At 65.2% G+C, this 22,461-nt stretch carries 21 protein-coding genes; 9 read left to right on the top strand and 12 right to left on the bottom strand.

The genetic code is table 11. From position 1 onward, the window contains the following. The 4 genes from AWB67_RS07490 to iolB are packed head-to-tail and all read left to right on the top strand — an operon-like array spanning window position 1 to window position 5,598. Window positions 1-1,980, top strand: coding sequence for a bifunctional 5-dehydro-2-deoxygluconokinase/5-dehydro-2-deoxyphosphogluconate aldolase (locus AWB67_RS07490; protein WP_087655609.1), 1,980 nt, complete (start codon window positions 1-3; stop codon window positions 1,978-1,980). Next, window positions 1,977-3,878: a 3D-(3,5/4)-trihydroxycyclohexane-1,2-dione acylhydrolase (decyclizing) gene (gene iolD, locus AWB67_RS07495; RefSeq protein ID WP_087655610.1), complete on the top strand. Its 1,902-nt coding sequence runs from the start codon at window positions 1,977-1,979 to the stop codon at window positions 3,876-3,878. Before AWB67_RS07490 ends, iolD begins: the two co-directional genes overlap by 4 nt. Window positions 3,879-3,889: 11 nt before the next feature. Beyond that, window positions 3,890-4,795 carry a myo-inosose-2 dehydratase gene (iolE, locus tag AWB67_RS07500; RefSeq protein ID WP_087655611.1) on the top strand — a complete coding sequence of 302 codons (906 nt, stop codon included), beginning with the start codon at window positions 3,890-3,892 and terminating at the stop codon, window positions 4,793-4,795. After that, the gene (gene iolB, locus AWB67_RS07505) at window positions 4,792-5,598 is read left to right on the top strand and encodes a 5-deoxy-glucuronate isomerase (RefSeq protein ID WP_087655612.1); all 807 of its coding nucleotides are present in this window, start codon (window positions 4,792-4,794) and stop codon (window positions 5,596-5,598) included. The genes iolE and iolB overlap by 4 nt, the downstream gene beginning before the upstream one ends. Here iolB and AWB67_RS07510 read toward each other — a convergent pair. The 7 genes from AWB67_RS07510 to AWB67_RS07540 form a co-directional block, all read right to left on the bottom strand. Further along, window positions 5,595-6,299, bottom strand: coding sequence for an ABC transporter ATP-binding protein (locus AWB67_RS07510; protein ID WP_087655613.1), 705 nt, complete (start codon window positions 6,297-6,299; stop codon window positions 5,595-5,597). The two genes, iolB and AWB67_RS07510, sit on opposite strands and share 4 nt — an antisense overlap. After that, window positions 6,296-7,033 carry an ABC transporter ATP-binding protein gene (locus tag AWB67_RS07515; RefSeq protein ID WP_087655614.1) on the bottom strand — a complete coding sequence of 246 codons (738 nt, stop codon included), beginning with the start codon at window positions 7,031-7,033 and terminating at the stop codon, window positions 6,296-6,298. The genes AWB67_RS07510 and AWB67_RS07515 overlap by 4 nt, the downstream gene beginning before the upstream one ends. Next, on the bottom strand, window positions 7,030-8,148 hold the full coding sequence (locus tag AWB67_RS07520; protein WP_087655615.1) for a branched-chain amino acid ABC transporter permease: 1,119 nt from the start codon (window positions 8,146-8,148) through the stop codon (window positions 7,030-7,032). The genes AWB67_RS07515 and AWB67_RS07520 overlap by 4 nt, the downstream gene beginning before the upstream one ends. Then, complete coding sequence (locus AWB67_RS07525; RefSeq protein ID WP_327365483.1) at window positions 8,141-9,091, bottom strand: branched-chain amino acid ABC transporter permease; 951 nt, start codon at window positions 9,089-9,091, stop codon at window positions 8,141-8,143. Before AWB67_RS07525 ends, AWB67_RS07520 begins: the two co-directional genes overlap by 8 nt. Before the next feature lie 2 nt (window positions 9,092-9,093). Continuing rightward, window positions 9,094-9,531 carry an acyl-CoA thioesterase gene (locus tag AWB67_RS07530; RefSeq protein ID WP_087655616.1) on the bottom strand — a complete coding sequence of 146 codons (438 nt, stop codon included), beginning with the start codon at window positions 9,529-9,531 and terminating at the stop codon, window positions 9,094-9,096. A gap of 4 nt (window positions 9,532-9,535) precedes the next feature. Further along, entirely contained in the window at window positions 9,536-10,567 is a 1,032-nt protein-coding gene (locus tag AWB67_RS07535; protein ID WP_087655617.1) for a threonine aldolase family protein, read from the bottom strand. Between the two features lie 61 nt (window positions 10,568-10,628). Further along, entirely contained in the window at window positions 10,629-11,561 is a 933-nt protein-coding gene (locus tag AWB67_RS07540; RefSeq protein WP_087655618.1) for a LysR family transcriptional regulator, read from the bottom strand. A 99-nt stretch (window positions 11,562-11,660) separates the two neighbouring features. Here AWB67_RS07540 and AWB67_RS07545 point away from each other — a divergent pair, with 99 nt between their 5' ends. Then, entirely contained in the window at window positions 11,661-12,860 is a 1,200-nt protein-coding gene (locus AWB67_RS07545) for a YbfB/YjiJ family MFS transporter (RefSeq protein WP_087655619.1), read from the top strand. Window positions 12,861-12,865: 5 nt separating this feature from the next. On the opposite strand, the gene AWB67_RS07550 is transcribed toward AWB67_RS07545, so the two are convergent. Both AWB67_RS07550 and alaS read right to left on the bottom strand, forming a co-directional pair. Then, on the bottom strand, window positions 12,866-13,060 hold the full coding sequence (locus AWB67_RS07550; RefSeq protein ID WP_374729804.1) for a hypothetical protein: 195 nt from the start codon (window positions 13,058-13,060) through the stop codon (window positions 12,866-12,868). A 186-nt stretch (window positions 13,061-13,246) separates the two neighbouring features. Further along, the gene (gene alaS / locus AWB67_RS07555) at window positions 13,247-15,871 is read right to left on the bottom strand and encodes an alanine--tRNA ligase (protein ID WP_087655621.1); all 2,625 of its coding nucleotides are present in this window, start codon (window positions 15,869-15,871) and stop codon (window positions 13,247-13,249) included. Window positions 15,872-16,261: 390 nt separating this feature from the next. Between alaS and AWB67_RS07560 the strand changes: the two genes are divergently transcribed. Together AWB67_RS07560 and AWB67_RS07565 are read left to right on the top strand one after the other, a co-directional pair. Continuing rightward, window positions 16,262-16,648, top strand: coding sequence for a DUF6515 family protein (locus tag AWB67_RS07560; RefSeq protein ID WP_087655622.1), 387 nt, complete (start codon window positions 16,262-16,264; stop codon window positions 16,646-16,648). A gap of 105 nt (window positions 16,649-16,753) precedes the next feature. Then, entirely contained in the window at window positions 16,754-17,974 is a 1,221-nt protein-coding gene (locus AWB67_RS07565) for a CaiB/BaiF CoA transferase family protein (RefSeq protein WP_087655623.1), read from the top strand. A 37-nt stretch (window positions 17,975-18,011) separates the two neighbouring features. Here AWB67_RS07565 and AWB67_RS07570 read toward each other — a convergent pair whose 3' ends face one another. Continuing rightward, window positions 18,012-18,224, bottom strand: coding sequence for an ornithine carbamoyltransferase (locus tag AWB67_RS07570; protein WP_087655624.1), 213 nt, complete (start codon window positions 18,222-18,224; stop codon window positions 18,012-18,014). Window positions 18,225-18,587: 363 nt separating this feature from the next. On the opposite strand from AWB67_RS07570, the gene AWB67_RS07575 reads away from it, so the two are divergent. Continuing rightward, window positions 18,588-20,297, top strand: coding sequence for a glutamine--tRNA ligase/YqeY domain fusion protein (locus AWB67_RS07575; protein WP_087655625.1), 1,710 nt, complete (start codon window positions 18,588-18,590; stop codon window positions 20,295-20,297). A 127-nt stretch (window positions 20,298-20,424) separates the two neighbouring features. Then, window positions 20,425-21,381 (top strand): transporter substrate-binding domain-containing protein, encoded by a 957-nt coding sequence (locus AWB67_RS07580; RefSeq protein WP_087655626.1) that lies wholly within the window; start codon window positions 20,425-20,427, stop codon window positions 21,379-21,381. On the opposite strand, the gene AWB67_RS07585 is transcribed toward AWB67_RS07580, so the two are convergent. Beyond that, the gene (locus tag AWB67_RS07585) at window positions 21,378-21,830 is read right to left on the bottom strand and encodes an NUDIX hydrolase (protein ID WP_087655627.1); all 453 of its coding nucleotides are present in this window, start codon (window positions 21,828-21,830) and stop codon (window positions 21,378-21,380) included. The genes AWB67_RS07580 and AWB67_RS07585 overlap by 4 nt on opposite strands. Before the next feature lie 34 nt (window positions 21,831-21,864). Continuing rightward, on the bottom strand, window positions 21,865-22,266 hold the full coding sequence (locus tag AWB67_RS07590; RefSeq protein WP_087655628.1) for an RT0821/Lpp0805 family surface protein: 402 nt from the start codon (window positions 22,264-22,266) through the stop codon (window positions 21,865-21,867). Window positions 22,267-22,461: the final 195 nt, after the last annotated feature.

The following is a 22,461-nucleotide window of genomic DNA, read 5'->3' on the forward strand; positions in this document are numbered from 1 at the left end:
ATGCCAGTGAAATCCCGTTTTGCCCCGGGCCGCACGCGCGACATCGTGTGCCTGGGCCGCCTCGCAGTCGATCTCTACGCGCAGCAGGTCGGCGCGCGGCTCGAAGACGTGTCGAGCTTTGCGAAGTACCTCGGCGGATCGTCGGCGAACATCGCGTTCGGATGTGCGCGGCTCGGCCTGAAGTCGTCGATGCTCGCGCGCGTCGGCAACGATCACATGGGGCGCTTTCTCACCGAGACGCTCGAACGCGAAGGCTGCGACGTGAGCCACGTGCGCATCGATCGCGAGCGGCTGACCGCCCTCGTGCTGCTCGGCATCGAGGATCGCGATACGTTTCCGCTCGTGTTCTATCGCGAGAATTGCGCGGACATGGCCGTCGATGAGGACGATTTCGATGAGGCGTATATCGCGTCGTCGAAAGCCCTGCTGATCACCGGCACGCACTTCTCGACCGAGCAAGTGAACCGCACGAGCCGTCGCGCGCTCGACTACGCGCGGCGCAACCAGGTGCGCACGGTGCTCGACATCGACTATCGGCCGGTGTTGTGGGGCCTCACGAGCAAGGCCGATGGTGAGACGCGTTTCATCGCGAACGAAGGCGTCACCGCGCACTTGCAGCGCATCCTGCCGCTGATCGATCTCGTGATCGGCACGGAGGAAGAGTTCCGCATCGCGGGCGGCAAGGACCAGTTGATCGACGCGCTCACGATGGTGCGCGCGGTGACGAGCGCGACGCTCGTCGTCAAGCGCGGGCCGCTCGGGTGCTCGATCATCGAAGGCGCGGTGCCCGCATCGATCGACGATGCGCCGATTCATGGTGGCGTCGAAGTGGAAGTGCTCAACGTGCTCGGCGCGGGCGATGCGTTCGCCTCGGGCTTTCTCGCAGGCTGGCTGCGCGACGAATCGCTCGAAGCCTGCGCGCGCACGGCGAATGCGAGCGGCGCGCTGGTCGTGTCGCGGCACGGCTGCGCTCCGGCGATGCCCACGCCGGCCGAACTCGACTACTTCCTCGATGCCGCGAAGAAAGACCCGGTCCGCATGCGCCGCCCCGATCGCGATGCGACGCTCGCGCGCTTGCATCGTGTAAGCCCGAATCGCAAGCAATGGGACGAAGTGCTCGGCTTCGCGTTCGATCATCGCAACCAGTTCTTCGATCTCGCGCAGCAGACCGGCGCCGATGAAACACGCATCGCGAAGCTCAAAGGGCTCTTCGTAGAAGCGGTCGCGCAGACGGAAAAGCAGCTCGGGCTCGAAGGCCGCATCGGTGTATTGATCGACGATCGGTATGGACAGGATGCATTGAACTCAGCCACAGGACGCGGCTGGTGGATCGGTCGTCCTGTCGAGTTGCCGGGGTCGCTGCCCCTCGTCTTCGATCACGGCCGCTCGATCGGGACGACGTTGATCGAATGGCCGCGCGAACATGTGGCGAAGTGCCTCGTTCAATATCATCCCGATCATCCGCACGAATTGCGGCTCGAACAGGAAGCGCAGATCCGCGCGCTGTACGACGCGGTGCAGACGAGCGGACACGAATTGCTGCTCGAAGTGATCGTGCCGAAGAACGGCCCTGCAGTCGCCGACGATACGGTTTATCGTGGATTGAAGCGGCTCTATAACCTCGGCATCTATCCGGAGTGGTGGAAGCTCGAACCGATGAGCGCGCAGCAATGGCACGCGATCGACGCGCTCATCGCCGAGCGCGATCCGGCTTGCCGGGGCGTCGTGCTGCTGGGCCTGTCGGCGGCGGTCGATCAGCTTTGCGACGGCTTCAAGGCGGCGGCCGCGTCGAGCACGTGTCGCGGCTTCACGGTCGGGCGCACGATCTTTCATGAGCCGAGCCACGCGTGGCTGGCGAACCAGATCGACGACGACGAACTCATCGCGCGCGTGCGCCGCACGTTCGAAACGCTGATCGATGCATGGCGCAACGCGCGCGCCGGCAGCGGCGTTGCAGCGAGACAGGAGCAGGCAGCATGAACCAGCGCGCTATGCATAGGACATCGGAGCACGCCGTCATGGGAACGGTACGTCTCACCACAGCGCAAGCGCTCGTGCGCTATCTCGCCGCGCAACGCACGGCATCGGGCGAAGCGCTTTTCGGCGGCGTCTTCGCGATCTTCGGCCACGGCAACGTCGCGGGGATCGGCGAGGCGCTTTATCAGCATCGCGAGGAACTGCCGGTCTATCGCGCGCACAACGAGCAGGCGATGGCGCACAGTGCGATCGCCTACGCGAAGGCGAATTTCCGCAGACGCATGATGGCGGTTACGACTTCGATCGGACCGGGCGCGACGAACCTCGTCACGGCTGCCGCGCTCGCGCATGTGAACCGCTTGCCGGTGTTGCTGCTGCCCGGTGACATCTTCGTCTCGCGCGCGCCCGATCCGGTGCTGCAGCAAGTCGAGGACGCGCACGACGGCGGCGTGTCCGCCAACGAAGCGCTGAAGCCCGTCTCGCGTTACTTCGATCGCATCGTGCATCCGGCGCAGTTGTTGAGCGCGTTGCCGCGCGCGATCCGCGTGCTGACCGATGCCGCGCTGTGCGGCCCCGTCACGCTCGCGTTGCCGCAAGACGTCCAGGCGATGGCCTACGACTACCCCGCCTCGTTCTTCGAGCCGCGCGTCGTGCCGTTTCATGCGCCCGCGCCGGTGAAATACGAAATCGAGGAGGCCGCCGCCGCGTTGCGCGAGTCGCGCGAGCCGGTCATCGTCTCGGGCGGCGGCGTGCTTTACGGCGAAGCGACGGATGCGCTGCGCACGTTTGCGGAACGCCACGGCATCCCGGTCGCGGAAACGCAGGCGGGCAAGAGTGCGTTGCCCTGGGATCATCCTTTGAACGTCGGCGGTATCGGCGTGACGGGATCGTCGTCGGCCAACGAACTCGCCAATGCGGCCGATTGCGTGCTCGCCGTCGGCACGCGTCTGCAGGACTTCACGACGGGTTCGAACACGCTCTTCGCAGAAGCACGTCTTATCGGCATCAATGCGAACGCATTCGATGCGCTGAAGCGAAACAGCATCGCCGTCGAATCCGATGCGGGACTCGCGCTCGATGCGTTGAGCCAGGCACTCGGCGACTGGCGCGCCGCGCCGCAATGGACGACGCGCGCGCATCATCTCGCCGACGACTGGCGCACAGCGGTCGCGAGCGTGACGCACACGCCGCCGCACGAAGGCCTCTTGCCGCGCGAAGCCGACGTGATCGGCGCGGTGCAGCGCTCGCATGCACAGTCGGCTCGGAACGACATCGTCGTGTGTGCGGCTGGGACGCTCCCCGCCGATTTGCAGAAGCTCTGGCGCACGAGCACGCCCGGCGGCTATCACGTCGAATATGGCTACTCGTGTATGGGCTACGAGATCGCGGGTGGCCTCGGAGCCAAGCTTGCGAAGCCGGATCGCGAAGTGATCGTGATCGTCGGCGACGGCAGCTATCTGATGATGAACAGCGAGCTTGCCACATCGGTCATGCTCGGCGCGAAGCTGATCGTCGTGCTGCTCGACAATCGCGGCTACGGCTGCATCAACCGCTTGCAGCAGGCGTGCGGCGGCGCGCCGTTCAACAACCTCATCGACGATTGCACGCAAGGCCCGCAAGGCGCACCCGCGATCGACTTCGCGATGCATGCGCGCTCGCTCGGCGCGGTGGCCGAGCACGTCGCGAACATCGGCGAACTCGAAACCGCGATGCAGCGCGCACGCGCCGCCGATCGCAGCTACCTGATCAGCATCGATACCGATCCCGCTCGACCCACCGAGGAAGGCGGCTGGTGGTGGGAAGTCGCAGTGCCGGAAGTGTCGGAACGCGAGGCAGTGCGCGACGCGCGCGCGGACTACGAACGCGCGCTTACGGCCCGATCGACGAGCACTAGTCAATAAGGAAAACTTCAATGACGACTTTCGATGTACGCATCGGCATCAACCCGCTTTCGTGGATGAACGACGACCTGCCGTCGCTCGGCGGCGAGACGCCGCTCGATGTCGCGCTGACGGAAGGACGCCGCATCGGCTACGAAGGCTTCGAACTGGGCAACAAGTTTCCCCGCGAGCCGCAGGCGCTGAAGACGCTGCTCGCGCAATACGACCTCGCGCTCGTGTCGGGCTGGTACTCGGGAAGGCTTGCGGAACGCAGCGCCGAGGACGAGATCGCCGCCGTCGGGCCGCATCTCGATCTGCTGGCGAAAAACGGCGCGACGGTCATGGTCTATGGCGAAGTCGCAAACTCGATCCAGGGCGCGCCGCAGCCGCTCTATCAGCGTCCGCGCTTCTTCTCCGATGCGCGCTGGAGCGAGTACGCCGAGCGCCTGAACACGTTCGCCGCATACACGCTCTCGCGCGGCGTGCGCGTGGCGTACCATCATCACATGGGCGCATATGTCGAAACACCCGCCGACGTCGATCGTCTGATGAGCCTGACGAGCGACGACGTCGGCCTGCTTTTCGATGCGGGCCACATCACGTTCGCGGGCGGCGATCCGCTGACGGTGCTCGACAAGCACATCGCCCGCGTGTGCCACGTGCATTGCAAGGACGTGCGGCCGGAGATCATCAGGCTCGCACGCAACCGCAACTGGAGCTTCCTCGATGCGGTGATCAACGGTGCGTTCACCGTGCCCGGCGACGGCACGGTCGACTTCGCCTCGATCATCGCGCGCCTCAAGCGCCACGGCTATCGTGGCTGGCTCGTCGTGGAAGCCGAACAGGACCCGGTCATCGCGCCGAGCTATGCGTATGCCGAGAAAGGCTATCGCACGCTGCGCGCTTTGGTCGACGCAAACATCGAGGAGGCAGCATGAGTCTGCTAGTCAAGGCATCGCGCGAGGACCAGACGATCGCGCGCGTGACACCGGAATCGGCCGGCTGGAAGCATGTCGGCTTCGCGGCGTATCGTCTGGATGGCGGCGATCTCATCCACGTCTATGAAGCGGACCGCGAGGTGTGCATCGTCGTCTTGACGGGCACGGTAACGGTCGAAGCGGGCGATCAGCGCTGGGAGTCGATCGGCAAGCGCGACAGCGTGTTCGAGGATACGGCGCCGTATGCGCTCTACTTGCCGCCGAAGCTCGCCGCGATCGTGCGCGCGGATCGCGAGAGCGAGATTGGCGTTGCGAGTGCGCCGGCGACCGGCAAGTACCCGCCGCGTCTCATCGAGCCTTCGCAGATGGCGCGCTCGACACGCGGCAAAGGCGCGAATACGCGATACGTATGCGATATTCTTCCGCAGACGGAGCCGGCGGAAGGCTTGCTCGTGGTCGAGGTGAGGACGCCCGGCGGACATGCGTCGAGCTATCCGCCGCACAAGCACGACAAGGACAACGTGCCCATCGAGAGTTCGCTCGAAGAGACTTACTATCACCGCCTGAATCCACCGCAGGGGTTCGCGTTCCAGCGCGTCTATACGGATGAACGTGATCTAGACGAAACGATGGCCGTCGAAAATCACGACATCGTGATGGTGCCGCGCGGCTATCACCCGGTCGTCGTTCCGTATGGCTACGACAACTATTATCTGAACGTGATGGCGGGCAACAAAAGGACGTGGCACTTCAAGAACGATCCGAAGCACGAATGGATCTTCGAGCGCGACAGCAAGAGCTAACCGATCGAAAGCCAGTCGTTCGTGATGCGCTCGTCGGCGGCGAGCGCGTCGAAGCTGCCGTCGAAGACGATTGCGCCGTGGCCCATTACCGCGACGCGATTCGCCAGAGTGCGCGCGATCGTCATGCGCTGTTCGATCAGCAGCATCGCGAGGCCGCGTTGTTTCAATGTCGCGAGGCATTCGGTAAGTTGCGTGACCACTTGCGGCGCGAGTCCTTCGGCGGGCTCATCGATGATCACGAGTCGCGGATCGCCGACGAGCGTCCTCGCCAAGGCGAGCATCTGCTGCTCGCCGCCGGACAGCGCGCCCGCGTTCACCGATGCTCGTTCGCTCAGCACAGGGAAGAGGCTCATGGCGTCGTCGAGGGTGAAGCGTTCGGCGCGTGATCGCTCGCCGAGCATGAGGTTTTCGCGGACGGTCAGCGTCGGGAAGACGTCGCGCTGTTCGGGCACGTAGCCGACGCCCAGACGCGCGATGCGGAACGGCCGCATGCCCACGATCGGGCGGCCCAGGAACCGCATGCTCCCCTTCGCGCGCACGAGTCCCATGATCGCCTTGGCGAGCGTCGAGCGGCCCGAGCCGTTGCGTCCGCTCAAAGCGAGCACTTCGCCATCAGCGATCGATAGCGTTACACCGTGCAGCACGTGACTCGCGCCGTACCACGCGTGCAAGCCCTCGATGTCGAGCAGCAGCGCGCTCATCGCGGCACCTCCCCATCGCCGAGATACGCTTCGCGCACGCGCGCGTCCGCGCGAATCTGCGCGGGTGTGCCCATTGCGATCACGCGGCCGCGCACGAGCACGGAGATGCGATCGGCGAGCGCGAACACCGCTTCCATATCGTGTTCGACGATCAGCAACGTGCGGCCTTCGGTCGTCGCGCGAATCAGGTCTAGTGCGCGCGCGGCTTCCGCGCGGTTCATGCCAGCGGTCGGTTCATCCAGTAACAAGGTTGATGCGTCGGTCGCGAGCGCGATGCCAAGATCAAGCGCGCGTTGTTCCGCGTAGCTGAGGCTCGCGGCAAGTTCATCGGCGCGGCTGGCGAGGCCAACCGCATCGAGGATCGTGTGCGCGCGCTGGTCAATCACGCGCGGACGCAGCCATCGATCGAAAAAGCGCGATGACGCCGCGCAGCGTACGTTATCGAAGACGGAGAGGCCCGCGAACACGCTCGTAGTCTGGAAGCTGCGCGCGAGTCCGCAGCGCGCGATGCGGTATGGAGGCATCCGCGAGATGTCGATGCCGTTCAGGACGACGCGTCCCCCACTCGCTCGCGTGCGGCCGGAGATCAGATCGAAGAGCGTGGATTTGCCCGCGCCGTTGGGGCCGATCAGCGCATGGCGCTCGCCCTTTTCGATCGACAGATCGACGCCGCGCAGGATCTCCGTTGCGCCGAAGCGCTTCGTGATGTGATGGAGTTCGAGCGCGGCGGTCATCGTGCGAGGCGCGTCAGGAACGCAGCGATCAAAACGCTTATTGAAGCAAGGAGCCACGGCGTCAACGTCCTGCCATCGAGCGCGAAGCCCGCGAGATGCGCGAGCCCGTCGCTACTGGTCGCGAACTGCATAGCGTAGGCGACTTCGCTGGCGATGACGATGGCGAGCACCCACGCCAGCGCCGCGAGAACCGCAAGAGGCGAAGCGCGCCGGCCAATGCCATCGGGCGCGGCCACGACGACGCACACGAAAAAGACGCCCAGATACATCATCCACGCCGGCGACACGCTTGCAACCGCGACGCTGAAAAACGTCAACACCGCAGCGCCCAACACCGGCCCGAAGAACGACGACGCCCCGCCGATCACCGTCGCGATCAGCACGCTCCCCGAGCGCGCCAAGCCGACGCCTTCCGCCGATGCAAGCTCGACGTTGATCAAACCTAGCACGCCCGCGACGCCCGCGAAGAACGCCGACACGACAGACATCGTGAAGCGCACGCGCCGCGGATCGAAGCCGATCGCCGCGACGCGCACGGCGTTGTCACGCACAGCATTCGCTAGGCGAACCGTCGGCGTGCGGGAGAACAGGAACATCGCGATGCACGCGATCACGCACCACGCCGCGATCAACGCGTACGCTTCGCGCGCGGGGCCGAACGTCCACGCGAAGAAGCGCGCACCGCTCGCGCGATCGATAGATACACCGCCCTCCCCGCCGAACCAGCCCGGCACGAGCCACACGCTCGCCGCGACGAGTTCGCCGATGCCTAGCGTGATCATCGCGTAGGGGGTGCCTGCGCGGCGCGTCGAGATGAAGCCGAACAGCACGCCCGCGAGCGCGCCCGCCGCGCCGCCTGCAAGCGGCAAGAGCGGCAGCGGCACGTCGTATCGATTGAATGCGTGCGCCGCGGCGAACGCGCCGAGGCCCGCATACGCGGCGTGGCCCAGCGAGAGCAGTCCCGTCTCGCCGAGCAGGAGATTGTAGGAGAGCGCGAAGACGATCATCGTCGCGGTTTGCGCAAGGTACGCGAAGAGCCAGCTTTGCGACGAGAAGCACGCCGGAATGCCCAGCGCCGCGATCAGCACGAGCCACGGCACGAGCGATCTACGCATTGTCGCCACGCTCGCCGAAGAGTCCGCGCGGACGCACGCTCAGCATCGCGACGAGCAGCAAATAAGGCAGCACGGGCGCGACCTGCGCCACCGTCAACGATGCCCACGCCTCGGGCACCGAAGCCCCGAGCATCGCCGCGATGCTGCCTAACGACGCCGAGCTAGCCACCGCAAACGTCTGCACACAGCCGATCACAAGCGATGCCACTAGCGCGCCGCCCAGCGACCCCAATCCGCCGATCACCACGACGACGAACACGATCGGCCCCATCGCATCGGCCATCGACGGCTCGATCACGGAGAGCGGCGCGCCGATCACGCCGGCCAATGCGGCGAGCGCGGTGCCGACGGCGAATACCATCGTGAAGACGCGCGGCACGTCGTGGCCAAGCGTCTCGACGGTCGACGGGTGCGTAAGCGCGGCGCGCACGATGAGCCCCGTCTTCGAGACGCGCAGCACCGCGTACAACGCGATGAGCATCGCGATCGATAACGCCATCATGAACGCGCGATATCGCGGGAACGCTGCGCCGTAGAGCTTGAAGAGCGGGCCATCGAGCGAAGAAGGAATCGATGCGGCAAGCGGCGCCAATCCCCAGACGAGTTTCACCGCTTCAGCGATCAGATACGCCGCGCCGAACGTGAGCAGCAGTTCGGCGAGTGCGCCGCGCGCATGAACGCGGCGCAACAGGAAGCGCTCGAACAGCGCGCCCAACATACCTACGATCAAGGGCGCCGCGATCAGGGCGAACCAGAATCCGCCGTGCGCGGCGAGCGCGTAGCCCGTGTACGCGCCGAGCATGTAGAAACTCGCGTGCGCGAAGTTGAGTACGCCGAGCATGCTGAAAATCAGCGTCAGCCCCGCCGACAGCATGAAGAGCAGCAGCCCCACGCTCACGCCGTTGAGCAGGCTGAGGGCGAACCACTGGACGAACGACTGCACGCTCAGGCGTTCGCGAGCGGTTCGAGCGCGGCGCGCAGCGCGTCGGGCAACGCGACCGGCTTGCGCGTCACGCGATCGACGTACACATGCACGAAATGCCCGTGCGCCGCCGCCTCGCTCGCGCCTTCGCTGAAGATCGCGACTTCGTAGCGCACGCTCGTGGCGCCGAACTTCGCCACGCGCAGACCCGCCTCGATGCGCTCCGGAAACACGATCGACGCGAAATAGTTGCAATGCGTCTCGACGACGAGGCCGATCGTCGCGCCGCGCTCGAAGTCGAGCACGCCGGTGCGCATCAGATACTCGTTCACGACCGTATCGAAGTAGCTGTAGTACACGACGTTGTTCACATGGCCGTAAACGTCGTTATCGGACCAGCGCGTCGGGATCGCGAGGAAGTGCGGATAGTCGGCGCGGGTTGTCGGAAGCGGCTTGGTCATCGTTCTACGCCGCGCAGAGCGTGCGGATTTCGTCGGTGAATTGCTCTACGGTCTCACGCTTCGTATCCCATGCGCACATCAGCCGGCAGCCGCCCGAGCCGATGAACTGGTAGAACTTCCAGCCCTTGTTGCGCAGCGCGAGCGCCACATGTTGCGGCAGTTCCGCGAACACCGCGTTCGATTGCGTTTCGAACAGTACCTTCACGCCGGGGAGTCCGGCGAGGCGCTCGGTCATCAGGCGCGCCATCGCGTTCGCGTGGCGCGCATTGCGCAACCAGACGTCGTTATCGAGGAGGCCGAGCCACGGCGCGGAGATGAAGCGCATCTTCGAGGCGAGTTGCCCGGCCTGCTTCAGGCGATAGGCGAAATCGGCGGCGAGCGCCTTGTCGAAGAAGACGACCGCCTCGCCCACCGGCAGGCCGTTCTTCGTGCCGCCAAAGCACAGCACGTCGACGCCCGCGCGCCACGTGATCTCCGACGGATGCACGTCGAGCGACGCCACCGCGTTCGCGAAGCGCGCGCCGTCCATGTGGACCGTCAAATGCCGCCGCTTGGCGATCGCCGCGATCGCGCGCACTTCCTCGACGGTGTACACGGTGCCGACTTCCGTCGATTGCGTGAGCGTGACGACCTTCGGCTTCGGATAGTGGATGTCCGCGCGGCGCGTGACGACGGCTTCGATCGCATCTGGCGTGAGCTTCCCGTTCGCGCCGGTCGCGGTGAGGAGCTTCGAGCCGCCGGAGAAAAATTCGGGGCCGCCGCATTCGTCGGTTTCGACGTGCGCCAGTTCGTGGCAGATCACCGAGTGGTACGACTGGCACAGCGACGCCAGCGCAAGGGAATTCGCCGCCGTGCCGTTGAACACGAAGAAGACTTCGCAATCGGTCTGAAACAGGTCGCGGATGCGGTCGCAGACTTGCTGCGTCCACGAATCCTCGCCGTAGGACGGCTCGTGGCCGCTGTTGTTGGCGTCGATCAGCGCAGCGAGCGCTTCGGGGCAGATGCCGGCGTAGTTGTCGGAGGCGAAATGTTGCATGCGGTTTTTCTTGAGGTCACGTGGTGGGTCGGTAGTGCGGGCCATTTTAGCCCGTGCTAAATCAGCGCGCGGGATGAGCCGGCTCTGGCGAGGCTTCGACAGGTTCGTGGGCCGATTCGAGCGCCGCCGCATCCGCGAGCAGCATCTCGCGCAGCACGTTGAGCGCCGCCGAGAAATGTCCGCGCCGCCAGACGAGCAGCGTATCGATGATGCCGATCGACGGCAGCGCATGCACCGCGACGCCCTCGCTCGGCGTGCTGCTGAGCACCGCGCGCGGCGCGACTGCGACGCCTGCGCCCGCCGCCACGCAAGCGATGATCGCGTGGTACGAGCCGAGTTCGAGCACGCGCGCCGGCCGCACGCCGTCGCGCTCGTACCATCGTTCCGCATACGCGCGGTACTCGCAGCCGCGCTCGAACGCGACCAGAGTCGACAGCGCGATATCTCGCGCGCTAACGATCGGTCGATGCCCGCGCGGCGTCAGCATCACGAGTTCCTCGTGAAAGACCGGCACGTAATCGAAGGTATCGGAGGGCGTGGTTTGCGCGCCGGGCGCCTTCGCGACGAGCGCGGCATCGACTTCGAAATTGCGCACGCTCTCGATCAGGTCACGCGTCACGCCGGTCACGAGTTCGAGCGTCACCTCGGGCCAGTTCTGGTGATACTGCGCAAGCGCGCGCGGCAGACGGCTCGCGGCGGTGCTTTCCATCGTCCCGAGCCGCAAACGCCCGCGCGGACGGTTTTCCGCGATCGCATGGCGCGCTTCGTCCGCAAGCGCGAGCAGGCGCTCGGCGTAGGGCAGGAGTGTCTCGCCGGCGGGCGTCAGCACGAGTCGACGGCCGTCGCGCGTGAAAAGCTCGGCGCCGAGTTGCTCTTCGAGTTGCTTGATGCGCGTCGTCACGTTTGACTGCACGCGGTTCAGCTTCGCCGCCGCACGCGTTACGCCGTTTTCGCGCACGACCGTACGAAAAATATGAAGCGCTGCGAGATCCATTTGAATCTCTCCTGGTGATCCATTCAATCTCGATTATTCATTTTTCAGGATGGATCGGTCAAGTTAGCATAGGCTTAAGTTCTTCCCGGTGCGCTAAAAATGTCCGCCTTGCTGCCGCTTCACCTCTCCGCCCGTCATCCCGCACGCGATGCCGCGCTCGGCTGCGCCGTCGTGCTGGCGGTTGCGCTCGGCGTCGGGCGCTTCGCGTTCACGCCGCTCCTGCCGATGATGCTCGCGAGCGGTGCCCTCGATATCCGTCACGGCGGCTGGCTCGCGTCGTTCAACTACGCGGGCTATTTCGTGGGCGCGCTGTCGTGCGCGGCCATTTCCGCCGATCCCGCGAAGATGGTGCGCGGCGGCCTCGTCGCGACAGTCGTCCTGACGCTCGCGATGGGCGTCACCGATGCGTTCTGGCTCTGGGCGATCGTGCGGTTCGTCGGAGGCGTGGTGAGCGCGTGGACCTTCGTGTTCGCGTCGCAGTGGGGCTTGCGGCGGCTCGCCGAACTCGGCGCGCACGGCTGGAGCGGCGTGATTTACACGGGGCCGGGTGTGGGGATCGTCGTGACGGGGTTGCTCGGAGGAGCGGCCGGAGCGCTCGGTGCGAACGTGGCGTGGATCGGGTTCGCGGTGCTATCGGCGGTCGCCGGCGCGTTCGTTTGGGGAATTTTCGGGAAGGCTTCCGGCGTTGCGGGAAAGCCTGTCGCTCAAGCCGGCGCGAGCGCTTTCGTACCGGTCACAGCGCATCGGGCACAGGCCGCGTGGCTCGTGTTCCTCTACGCCCTACCGGGCTTCGGCTACATCATCACGGCAACCTTCCTGCCTGTCATCGCGCGACACGCATTGCCGGGATCGCCCTGGCCCGACCTGTTCTGGCCGATGTTCGGCGCGGCGCTGATCGCAGGTGCGCTGATCGCCGCGCGCTTGCCGATCGCTTGGGACAATCGCACGCTTCTAGCCGGCTGCTACGTGCTGCAGGCGTTGGGAATCGCATCGGGGATCGTCTTTCCGACGACGGTCGGCTTCACCGTCGGCAGTTTGCTGATCGGCTTGCCGTTCACCGCGATCACGCTTTTCGCGATGCGCGAAGCGCGGCGGCTACGCGGCGAGCGCGCAGCCGGGCTGATGGGTTACGCGACGGCGGCCTACGGCCTTGGACAGATCGCGGGGCCGCTCGTCGCCGCGCCGATCGCCGCGCACACCGGATCGTTTTCGATCGCGCTGTGGCTGGCGGTTGCGGCGCTGGCTGGTGGAAGTGCGGGGCTGGTCGGAGTGGCGATGCGGCATCGGCCGCGCGGTTGAGCTCCCTACTTCGCCGCCGGCTGGCTCGCGGCGGCATCCTTCTGCGCTTTGTCCTTCTTGCTCGCTTCGTGATGGCCGATGGCGCAGCCGCCCGCTGCGCCGACCGCGCCGTGCTTGCCGGCCACGTGTCCCGCCACGCCACCGACGGCCGCGCCTTCGATACAGCCCTTCGCCTCTGCGGCGCCGGTTGCGATCAGCATCGTCGATGCAAGGGCAAGAGAGGCAAGTTTGATATTCATCGAGGGTCCCTGTTTATTGGTTGAGGTGGCTTGGTATCCGCACGGCGCGTACCTGTTGGCGTTTTGCAAGGACATAAAAAAAAACCTGCTCCGTCGAACGAAGCAGGTTTTTCTAAAGCACGGCGCCCGTAACAGGCGCCCGAAACATCAAAGCTGCTGCTGCACCCAGCCGGTGACACCCGCCAGCGCCGCTGCCAGATTCGCCGGCTCCGTGCCGCCTGCCTGCGCCATGTCGGGCCGGCCGCCGCCTTTGCCGCCCACCTGCTGCGCGACGAAGTTCACGAGTTCGCCCGCCTTCACCTTCTTCGATGCATCCGCTGTCACGCCCGCGATCAGGCTGACCTTCCCGCCATCGACGGAAGCCAGCACGATCGCCGCGCTCTTTAGCTTGTCCTTCAGCTTGTCGACGGTTTCGCGCAGCGTCTTGACGTCGGCGCCATCGAGTTGCGCGGCGAGCACCTGCACGCCGCTCACATTGACCGCCTGCGACACGAGTTCGTCGCCCTGGCTCGATGCGAGCTTCGACTTCAGCGCGCCGAGTTCCTTCTCCAGCGACTTCACATGCTCCTGCACCTGCGCGATGCGCTGCGTCAGCTCCGACGGCTGCGCCTTCAGCACGGCGGCCGCCGCGTTGATGCGCGCATCGAGTTCCTGCACGAAGCGCACGGCGTTGTCGCCGGTGATCGCCTCGACGCGGCGAATGCCCGCCGCCACGCCTCCCTCCATCACGATCTTGAAGAAGCCGATATCGCCCGTGCGATGCACGTGCGTGCCGCCGCAGAGTTCGCGCGAGAAGCCGAGGTCGAGCACGCGCACGGTGTCGCCGTATTTTTCGCCGAAGAGCGCCATCGCGCCGCCTTTCACGGCTTCGTCGTACGGCATCACGCGCACGATGCCCGGCGCGTTCGCGAGCACTTCCTCGTTCACGATGGCCTCGACGCGGCGGATCTGGTCATCGGTCACCGGCGCGTTGTGGGCGAAGTCGAAGCGCGTCTTGTCGGCATCGACGAGCGAGCCTTTTTGCTGCACGTGGCCGCCGAGCACCTCGCGCAGCGCCTTGTGCATCAGGTGCGTCGCGGAGTGGTTGCGCGCGGTGCGGGCGCGGCGGATGGCGTCGATCTCGGCCTTCACGACGTCGCCAACCTTGAGCGTCCCCTGCTCCACCGAGCCGTGATGCCCGACGACATCGGCCTGCACCTTCAGCGTATCGAGGACAGCGAAACGCACGCTCGCGTTCGCGAGCACGCCCTGGTCGCCCGCCTGACCGCCTGATTCGGCGTAGAACGGCGTGTGATCGAGCACGACGACGGCTTGCTGGCCGGCCTTCGCCTCCTGCACCGACGCGCCTTCGACATACACCGCGACGATCTTGGCGTCGTCGAAGATTTCCTTCTCGTAGCCGTGGAACGTGGTCTTCGCGCCCGAGTATTCGAGGCCCGTCGCGATCTTGAACTTGCCGGCCGCGCGCGCCTGGTCGCGCTGGCGGGACATAGCGTCGTCGAAGGCGGGTTCGTCGACGGTCACGCCGCGCTCGCGGCACACGTCCGCCGTCAGATCGAGCGGGAAGCCGTAGGTGTCGTGCAACTTGAACGCGAGTTCGCCGTCGAGCGTCTTCGAGCCTTTCTTTTCCAGCGCCGCGAGTTCGCCTTCGAGGATCGACATGCCGTGCTCGATCGTCTCGAAAAAGCGTTCCTCTTCCTGGCGCAGCACGTCAGTGACGCGCGCCTGTGCATCCTTCAATTCGGGATAAGCCGCGCCCATTTCCTCGACGAGGTCAGGCACGAGCTTGTGAAAGAACGCGCCCTTGCGGCCGAGCTTGTAGCCGTGGCGGATCGCGCGGCGCACGATCCGGCGCAGCACGTAGCCGCGGCCTTCGTTGCCGGGAATCACGCCATCGACGATCAAAAACGAGCACGCGCGGATGTGGTCGGCGATCACCTTCAGCGAATTGTTCTCGAGGTCGGCGGTATCGGTTTCGCGGCCCGCAGCCTTGATGAGCGTCTGGAACAGGTCGATCTCGTAATTGCTGTGGACGTGCTGCAGCACCGCCGCGAGCCGCTCCAGCCCCATGCCCGTATCGACGCATTGCTTGGGCAGCGGCGTCATGTTGGCTTGAGCGTCGCGGTTGAACTGCATGAACACGAGATTCCAGATCTCGATGAAGCGGTCGCCGTCTTCCTCGGGCGATCCCGGCGGGCCGCCCCAAATCTCCGGGCCGTGGTCATAGAACACTTCTGAGCACGGGCCGCACGGGCCGGTGTCGGCCATCTGCCAGAAGTTGTCGGAGGCGTAGCGCGCGCCCTTGTTGTCGCCGATGCGGATGATGCGCTCGGCCGGCACGCCGATTTCCTTTTCCCAGATGCCGTAGGCCTCGTCGTCTTCCTGATAGACGGTGACGGTGAGCTTGTCAGCGGGGAGTTTGTAGACCTTCGTCAGCAGTTCCCAGCAGTAGTGGATCGCGTCGCGCTTGAAATAGTCGCCGAACGAGAAGTTGCCGAGCATCTCGAAAAACGTGTGATGCCGCGCCGTGTAGCCGACGTTTTCGAGGTCGTTGTGCTTGCCGCCCGCGCGCACGCTGCGCTGCGCGGTGGTCGCGCGCGAGTACGGGCGCGACTCGGCGCCGAGGAACACGTCCTTGAACTGGACCATGCCCGAATTGGTGAAGAGCAGCGTCGGGTCGTTGCCGGGCACGAGGCTCGACGAACGGACGATCGTATGGCCCTTCGATTCGAAGAACTTCAGGAATTTCTCGCGGATTTCGGCAGCTTTCATGGCGTACTGGGGCGGTCTGCTGTTTTGTGAGGCGTCGGACTGGCGGCGAGGGCTTGGCTCACGCCGCCTACTGTGCCGGTTTTGCCGCGCGCCGGGTGCGAACGCGCGGACAAAGGTGGTCATTGATTATACGGGATCGCTGTCGGATCGCTGAGCGCCAGTCTCGGCGCGGTTTTCAGGGCGGCGCGCGAAGTTCGGCCGAGCGTGGCCGGCGTTGCGAAATGTGAAACGTTGATGCATGGCATCTCGAAAATTGACCCGTCCCGGCGTGCGTGAGAGATTGCAGCGGCCCCAAAAAGGGGCACACGTCGCGGCTTCACAGCTTCGCTGAAAACGCCGAACTCCACCCGCGCCGCAAGGCGTCCCGAGCATGAGAACCACGATTCCAGCATGACAAACCGCCTCCTGATGACGCTCGCCCTGAGCGTAGCCACCCTCGCCATCGCAATGAACGCCAGCGCCGAAGTCCGGGGCCGCGATGCCCGCGTGAACAACGTCCACGTCGACAACTCTCGGCATAACGTGAACGTCAACCGCAACGTCGATGTCGACGTGCACGGCCGCGACGACTATCACCCCGTTGCAACCGCCGCCGCAGTGACCGCCACCGTCGGCCTGACAGCGGCGGTCGTCGGGTCGATCACGCGCTCGCTGCCTTCGGGCTGCGCGCCCGTGATGGTCGGCAATGTCGCTTACCAGCAATGCGGCAGTACGTGGTATCAGCCGCAGATCGCCGGATCGCAGACGCAGTACATCGTCGTGACCGCACCGCGTTAAAGCCTCGGCGGCCCGCGAGGCCTGCCGAATGCCTTACCATGCTCCGAAACGGCGGAATCCGCGTCCCTAGCCGGATTCCGCCCTACATGGAGACAGAAAACCCGCATGGGAGCGCTCAGCCATATCCGCGTCCTGGACCTGACCCGCGTGCTCGCGGGCCCCTGGTGCGCGCAGACCTTCGCCGATTTCGGCGCCGACGTCATCAAGATCGAACGCCCCGAAAGCGGCGACGACACCCGCCACTGGGGCCCGCCCTACCTCAAGACGCCTACGGGCGAAGACACGCACGAAGCCGCCTACTACCTCGCGGCGAACCGCAACAAGCGCTCGGTGACGGTCGATATCGCGACGCCCGAAGGCCAGCGTATCGTCCGCGCACTGGCGGCGCAAAGCGATGTCGTGCTGGAGAACTACAAGGTCGGCCAGTTGAAGAAGTACGGGCTCGACTACGAATCGCTGAAAACGGTCAAACCGGACCTCGTCTACTGCTCGGTCACGGGCTTCGGACAGACCGGCCCCTACGCATCGCGCGCGGGCTACGACTTCATCATTCAGGGGATCGGCGGGTTCATGAGCATCACCGGCGAGCGCGACGGCCAGCCGGGCGGCGGACCGCAGAAGGCGGGCGTCGCGATCGCCGACCTGATGACCGGCATGTACGCGACAGTCGGCGTGATGGCGGCCCTCGCGCACCGCGACCGCACAGGCGAAGGGCAGTACGTCGACATGGCGCTGCTCGACGTGCAGGTCGCGATGCTCGCGAACATGAACACGAATTTCCTCGCGAGCGGCCAGCCGCCGGTGCGCTGGGGCAACGCGCATCCGAACATCGTGCCCTATCAGACCTTCCAGACGAGCGACGGCTGGATCATCGTCGCGGTGGGCAACGACGGTCAGTTCCGCAAGTTCGTCGATGCAGGCGCCCGCCCGGAGCTCGCCGACGATCCGCGCTTCTCGACGAACCCGTCGCGCGTGCGCAACCGCGACACGCTCGTGCCGATCCTCGCCGCGATGGTGCGCGAGCGCGGCAAGCACGAATGGCTCGCGTCGCTGGAGGCGGCGGGCGTGCCGTGCGGGCCGATCAACGATCTCGGCGAAGTGTTCGAGGACCCGCAGGTGATCGCGCGCGGGATGCAGGTCGAGCTGCCGCATCCGACGGGCGCGAACGTGAAGCTGGTCAAGAGCCCGATCCGCATGAGCGCGACGCCGCCCGAGGCGCGCCTGCATCCGCCGATGCTCGGCGAACACACGGACAGCGTGCTGCGCGACCTGCTGGATTACGACGATGCGCGGATCGCGCGGTTACGGGAATCGAAGGTAATTTGAGCGCGCGGCGCGGCGGCGATCAAAAGCGCCGCGCTTTTTAACGCGTGCCCGCGCCGATCAGCCCGCCCGCGGCCGCCCCGGCGATCGTGCCGATCGGGCCGCCAGTGAGCACATAGCCGAGCGCGCCGCCCGCACCCGCGCCGATGGCGGCGTGCGCCTGCTGGCGGCTCATCCCGGAGCACGCGGCAAGACTTGCGATGAGGGCGCCGGCAACGGCGAGCTTGATGGTCGTGCAGGCAATCTTGTTCATGTGGGTGCTTTCCTTGTTTTAATCGATGGCCCCGAAAGGCGAGTGAATCTTACGGGCTGCGCAGAAGCCGGAACAACTCGATTTACGTCCCGTTACGCCCGAAACAAATCTTGTGGAGAATCCCCAAAAGCTCGCGAAAGGCCGCGCGCCTTGCATCCACGGCCTACGCCCCCATTTTCGACGGGTATTCGCAACACACCGGGACATACAGGCAATGTCCGAGTGACAAAAGTCCCGGTGTGGCCATCGCCGGGCGGTGCCTAAGGTAGAATCGACAGATAAATCAGGTCTTTTCGAACGCTTTTTGCACGCTTCCGAACGCTTCGGAACGTCCTGGCGCCCTCGTCCGCTCTCTTTTTTCGCATGAACACCGATCGCAACGACGCCCCGGCGGTATCCAATTTCATCCGCAACATCATCGAAGAAGACAATCGCAACGGCAAATGGTCGCAGCGGGTGGAGACGCGCTTCCCGCCCGAGCCGAACGGCTATCTGCACATCGGCCACGCGAAGAGCATCTGCGTGAATTTCGGCATCGCGCGCGACTACGGCGGCGTCTGCCACCTGCGTTTCGACGACACCAATCCGGAGAAGGAAAGCGTCGAGTACGTGGAATCGATCATCGACGCCGTGAAATGGCTCGGCTACGACTGGAACAAGGACGGCGAAGAGCACCTCTACTTCGCGAGCGACTATTACGACAAGCTCTACGACTTCGCCGAAACGCTGATCCAGCGCGGCCAGGCGTATGTCGACAGCCAGTCGGCGGAGGAAATCCGCGCGAACCGCGGTTCCGCCACTGAAGCCGGCACGAATTCGCCGTTCCGCGACCGCTCGCCTGAAGAGAACCTCGACCTCTTCCGCCGCATGAAGGCGGGCGAGTTCCAGGAAGGCGAGCACGTCCTGCGCGCGAAGATCGACATGGCGTCGCCGAATTTCAACATGCGCGACCCGGTCATTTATCGCATCCGCTTCGCGCATCACTACCGCACGGGCGATACGTGGTGCATCTACCCGATGTACGACTACACGCACTGCGTGTCGGACGCGCTCGAAAACATCACGCATTCGCTCTGCACGCTCGAATTCGAGGATCACCGCCCGCTCTACGACTGGTTCCTCGCCCAACTCGCCGACGACGGCGTCTTTACGCGCCCGCTGCCGCAGCAAATCGAGTTTTCGCGCCTGAACCTGACCTACGCGATCACCAGCAAGCGCAAGCTGCTGCAACTCGTGCAGGAAAACCACGTCGACGGCTGGGACGACCCGCGCATGCCGACTATCGTCGGTGTGCGGCGGCGCGGCTTCACGCCGGAGAGCATTCGCCTGATGGCGGACCGCATCGGCGTGACGAAGGTCGATTCGTGGATCGACATGAGCGTGCTGGAAGGCGCGCTGCGCGACGATCTGGACGCCAAGGCTCCGCGCGCGATCGCCGTGCTCGATCCGCTCAAGCTCATCATCGACAATTATCCCGAAGGCACGAGCGAGAATTGCAGCGCGCCGGTGCATCCGCATCATCCGGAGCGTGGGACGCGCACGTTCCCGTTCTCGCGCGAACTGTGGATCGAGCGCGAGGACTTCCAGGAAACGCCGCCTAAGGGCTATTTCCGGCTGTTTCCGGGCAACAAGGTGCGTCTGAAGTACGGCTTCGTCGTCGAATGTACGGGCGCGGACAAGGACGAAAACGGCAACGTTACCGCCGTCCACTGCAACTATTTCCCCGACAGCAAGTCCGGCACGGAAGGCGCGAACGGCTACAAGGTGAAGGGCACGATCCACTGGGTCAGCGCCGAGCACGCGTACGCGGCCGAAGTGCGTCTCTACGACCGCCTCTTCAAGGAACCGCAACCGGGCGCGGGCGGCGCGGAGTTCCTCGACGCGCTCAATCCGGATTCGAAGCGCATCGTGAACGCGTTCCTCGAACCGAGCGCACGCGATGCCGCAGCGGAAGACCGCTTCCAGTTCGAGCGTCACGGCTATTTCGTCGCGGATCGCCTCGATTCGCAGCCGGGCAAGCCGGTGTTCAACCGGATCGTCAGCCTGCGCGACAGTTGGGGCAAGCCCGCCTGACGGGGCCCACCGCGTTCGCTGGGTTTGCCCATCACGCGCGTCGTGCGCGGACTTTAGGGTCCGCGCGCGTTTCTCACATCTACGTAGCGCCCGAACGCCGCATCCTGCCGCAACGAGCGAGGACACCATGAAATCGCAGCATGCTCCCCCGCTGAGCCGCATTCGCTGGATCGCCGCTGCCTTGCTGTGCGCCGCCACGACCGCCCACGCAGCGGGAGAGATCGCTTCGGCGCAGGCCGCCGTCGACCAGTTGCCGCCGTCGGCCACGCTGCGCAAGATCGTCGAGAATGGCGCGATCGTGCTCGGCGTGCGCGAATCGTCGGTGCCTTTTTCGTACCTCGACCGCCAGCAGCAGCCGATCGGCTATTCGCACGACATCGCGCTCAAGATCGTCGAGGACATAAAGAAGCGCCTGAAGCTCCCCAATCTCGCCGTCAAGACCGTCCTCGTGACCTCGGCGAACCGGATTTCGTTCGTCGTCAACAATCAGGTCGATCTAGAATGCGGCTCGACCGCGCATATCGCCGAGCGCGACCCGCTCGTCTCGTTTTCGAACAGCTTTTTTCAGTACGGCATCCGCATGGCGGTGAAGCGCAAGTCCGGTATCACGGACTACGCCGATCTCGCCAACAAGACCGTCTCGACGACCGCCGGCACATCGGACGAGCGCATGCTGCGGGAAATGTCACGGGAGAAGAAGCTGAACCTGCGCATCATTAGCGCGCGCGATCACGCGGAGGCGTTCCAGGCGCTGAAGACCGATCGCGCAGTCGCGTTCGTGATGGACGATCCGCTGCTCTACGGCAAGATCGCGCAGGAAGGCGCTGCGCGGCGCGATTACGTCGTGACGGGCGCGCCGCTCGCGTTCGAAACCTACGGTTGCATGATGCGCAAGGGCGACCCAGTGTTCAAGCGCATCGTCGACGAAGTGATCGCCAACATGCAGCGCTCGGGCGAAGCCGCGAAGCTCTACGACACCTGGTTCATGCAGCCGATCCCGCCGGACGGCATCAATCTGCAGTTCCCGATGTCGGCGGAGATGAAGGCGCTCTTCGCCAATCCGAACGACCGCACGCTCGATTAATCGAGGGCTTCGTGGAGATCGGCGAGCGAGAGCGTCGTCTGGAAGAGCCGCGCTAGGCTGCGACTCGCGAATTCGTCGACTTCGGCGGGGCTGACCCAGCGGTAGGCGTCCATTTCCGGGATCATCGTGCCGTCGCCGCGGCGCGGGAAATAGGATTCGCAGACGCATTTGTCGAGCTGCACTTCTTCTTCGGTCACGCGCACGGCGAAGAGGTGCAAATCCTTGTCGCGGCGATACAGGAAGCGCCCGAGGTCTTTCAGGCGCGCGGCGGGCAGCACGATGCCCGTCTCCTCGACGAGCTCACGCAACGCCGCTTCGACCGGTTCCTCGCCGGGATCGGCCTGGCCTTTGGGCACGTCCCAGTGCGAGGTTTCGGTCGCATGGCAGAGCAGCACGTCGCCCTGCGCGTTCAAGATGACGACGCCGCACGAGACGGTACGACCGGTCATCCGCGTTCGCTCCGGCTCACGGCGCGCGCCGCCATCATTGCTTCTTCAATTGCCACTTGCCGCCGCCGCTCGGCTTGCAGGCGGTGGGCGTCCAGCTTTGCGTCTGCCCCTTCGCGACCGCGACGAGCGTTACCTTGCGGCAGGTGCGCCCGCCCTCCTCGAAGGATTCGTGCGGCGTCACGGTGCCCTTGATCGATACCGGATTGCCCGTGCCCTGGTTGTTCCAGTCCGACGACTCGCCGTTCTTGTTGCTTTCGAGCGCCGCGCTCGCCGCCTTGTTGAGCGCCTGCAGGTCGCGCTGCTTCATGTAGCTGATCGGCGTGTCGTTGAGAAAGCCGAGGTTCGCGGCGGATGCGGCCGCCGTCCCGGCGACGAGCGCGACAGCCGCCATCGACTGGACACAGCGACGGGTGAACGCACGGGATTGCATCGGCATGGAACATCCTCCTCAAGGTCGAATTCGATGGCCGCGCTCGAAGCAGACTAGAGCGCGGCCGGGTCCGACGAGAATAGCATGAGGCGATCGCCGAGGATCGTTTGGGCGGGCCGCCAGAAGGCCGTCCCGACGCTTATGAGAGTCCTATAAGAAAGTATCGGGGGAATTTTAAGATTGGTCCAATGGCCCGCTCAT

This window comes from Caballeronia terrestris, from assembly GCF_001544515.1.
Lineage (GTDB): Bacteria > Pseudomonadota > Gammaproteobacteria > Burkholderiales > Burkholderiaceae > Caballeronia > Caballeronia terrestris.

Excerpts from the sequence above, each read along its gene's own strand:
- AWB67_RS07490 (WP_087655609.1), top strand. The coding sequence starts at position 1 with ATGCCAGTGAAATCCCGTTTTGCCCCGGGCCGCACGCGCGACATCGTG.
- iolD (WP_087655610.1), top strand. The coding sequence starts at position 1,977 with ATGAACCAGCGCGCTATGCATAGGACATCGGAGCACGCCGTCATGGGA.
- iolE (WP_087655611.1), top strand. The coding sequence starts at position 3,890 with ATGACGACTTTCGATGTACGCATCGGCATCAACCCGCTTTCGTGGATG.
- iolB (WP_087655612.1), top strand. The coding sequence starts at position 4,792 with ATGAGTCTGCTAGTCAAGGCATCGCGCGAGGACCAGACGATCGCGCGC.
- AWB67_RS07510 (WP_087655613.1), bottom strand. The coding sequence starts at position 6,299 with ATGAGCGCGCTGCTGCTCGACATCGAGGGCTTGCACGCGTGGTACGGC.
- AWB67_RS07515 (WP_087655614.1), bottom strand. The coding sequence starts at position 7,033 with ATGACCGCCGCGCTCGAACTCCATCACATCACGAAGCGCTTCGGCGCA.
- AWB67_RS07520 (WP_087655615.1), bottom strand. The coding sequence starts at position 8,148 with ATGCGTAGATCGCTCGTGCCGTGGCTCGTGCTGATCGCGGCGCTGGGC.
- AWB67_RS07530 (WP_087655616.1), bottom strand. The coding sequence starts at position 9,531 with ATGACCAAGCCGCTTCCGACAACCCGCGCCGACTATCCGCACTTCCTC.
- AWB67_RS07535 (WP_087655617.1), bottom strand. The coding sequence starts at position 10,567 with ATGCAACATTTCGCCTCCGACAACTACGCCGGCATCTGCCCCGAAGCG.
- AWB67_RS07540 (WP_087655618.1), bottom strand. The coding sequence starts at position 11,561 with ATGGATCTCGCAGCGCTTCATATTTTTCGTACGGTCGTGCGCGAAAAC.
- AWB67_RS07545 (WP_087655619.1), top strand. The coding sequence starts at position 11,661 with ATGTCCGCCTTGCTGCCGCTTCACCTCTCCGCCCGTCATCCCGCACGC.
- AWB67_RS07550 (WP_374729804.1), bottom strand. The coding sequence starts at position 13,060 with ATGCTGATCGCAACCGGCGCCGCAGAGGCGAAGGGCTGTATCGAAGGC.
- alaS (WP_087655621.1), bottom strand. The coding sequence starts at position 15,871 with ATGAAAGCTGCCGAAATCCGCGAGAAATTCCTGAAGTTCTTCGAATCG.
- AWB67_RS07560 (WP_087655622.1), top strand. The coding sequence starts at position 16,262 with ATGACAAACCGCCTCCTGATGACGCTCGCCCTGAGCGTAGCCACCCTC.
- AWB67_RS07565 (WP_087655623.1), top strand. The coding sequence starts at position 16,754 with ATGGGAGCGCTCAGCCATATCCGCGTCCTGGACCTGACCCGCGTGCTC.
- AWB67_RS07570 (WP_087655624.1), bottom strand. The coding sequence starts at position 18,224 with ATGAACAAGATTGCCTGCACGACCATCAAGCTCGCCGTTGCCGGCGCC.
- AWB67_RS07575 (WP_087655625.1), top strand. The coding sequence starts at position 18,588 with ATGAACACCGATCGCAACGACGCCCCGGCGGTATCCAATTTCATCCGC.
- AWB67_RS07580 (WP_087655626.1), top strand. The coding sequence starts at position 20,425 with ATGAAATCGCAGCATGCTCCCCCGCTGAGCCGCATTCGCTGGATCGCC.
- AWB67_RS07585 (WP_087655627.1), bottom strand. The coding sequence starts at position 21,830 with ATGACCGGTCGTACCGTCTCGTGCGGCGTCGTCATCTTGAACGCGCAG.
- AWB67_RS07590 (WP_087655628.1), bottom strand. The coding sequence starts at position 22,266 with ATGCCGATGCAATCCCGTGCGTTCACCCGTCGCTGTGTCCAGTCGATG.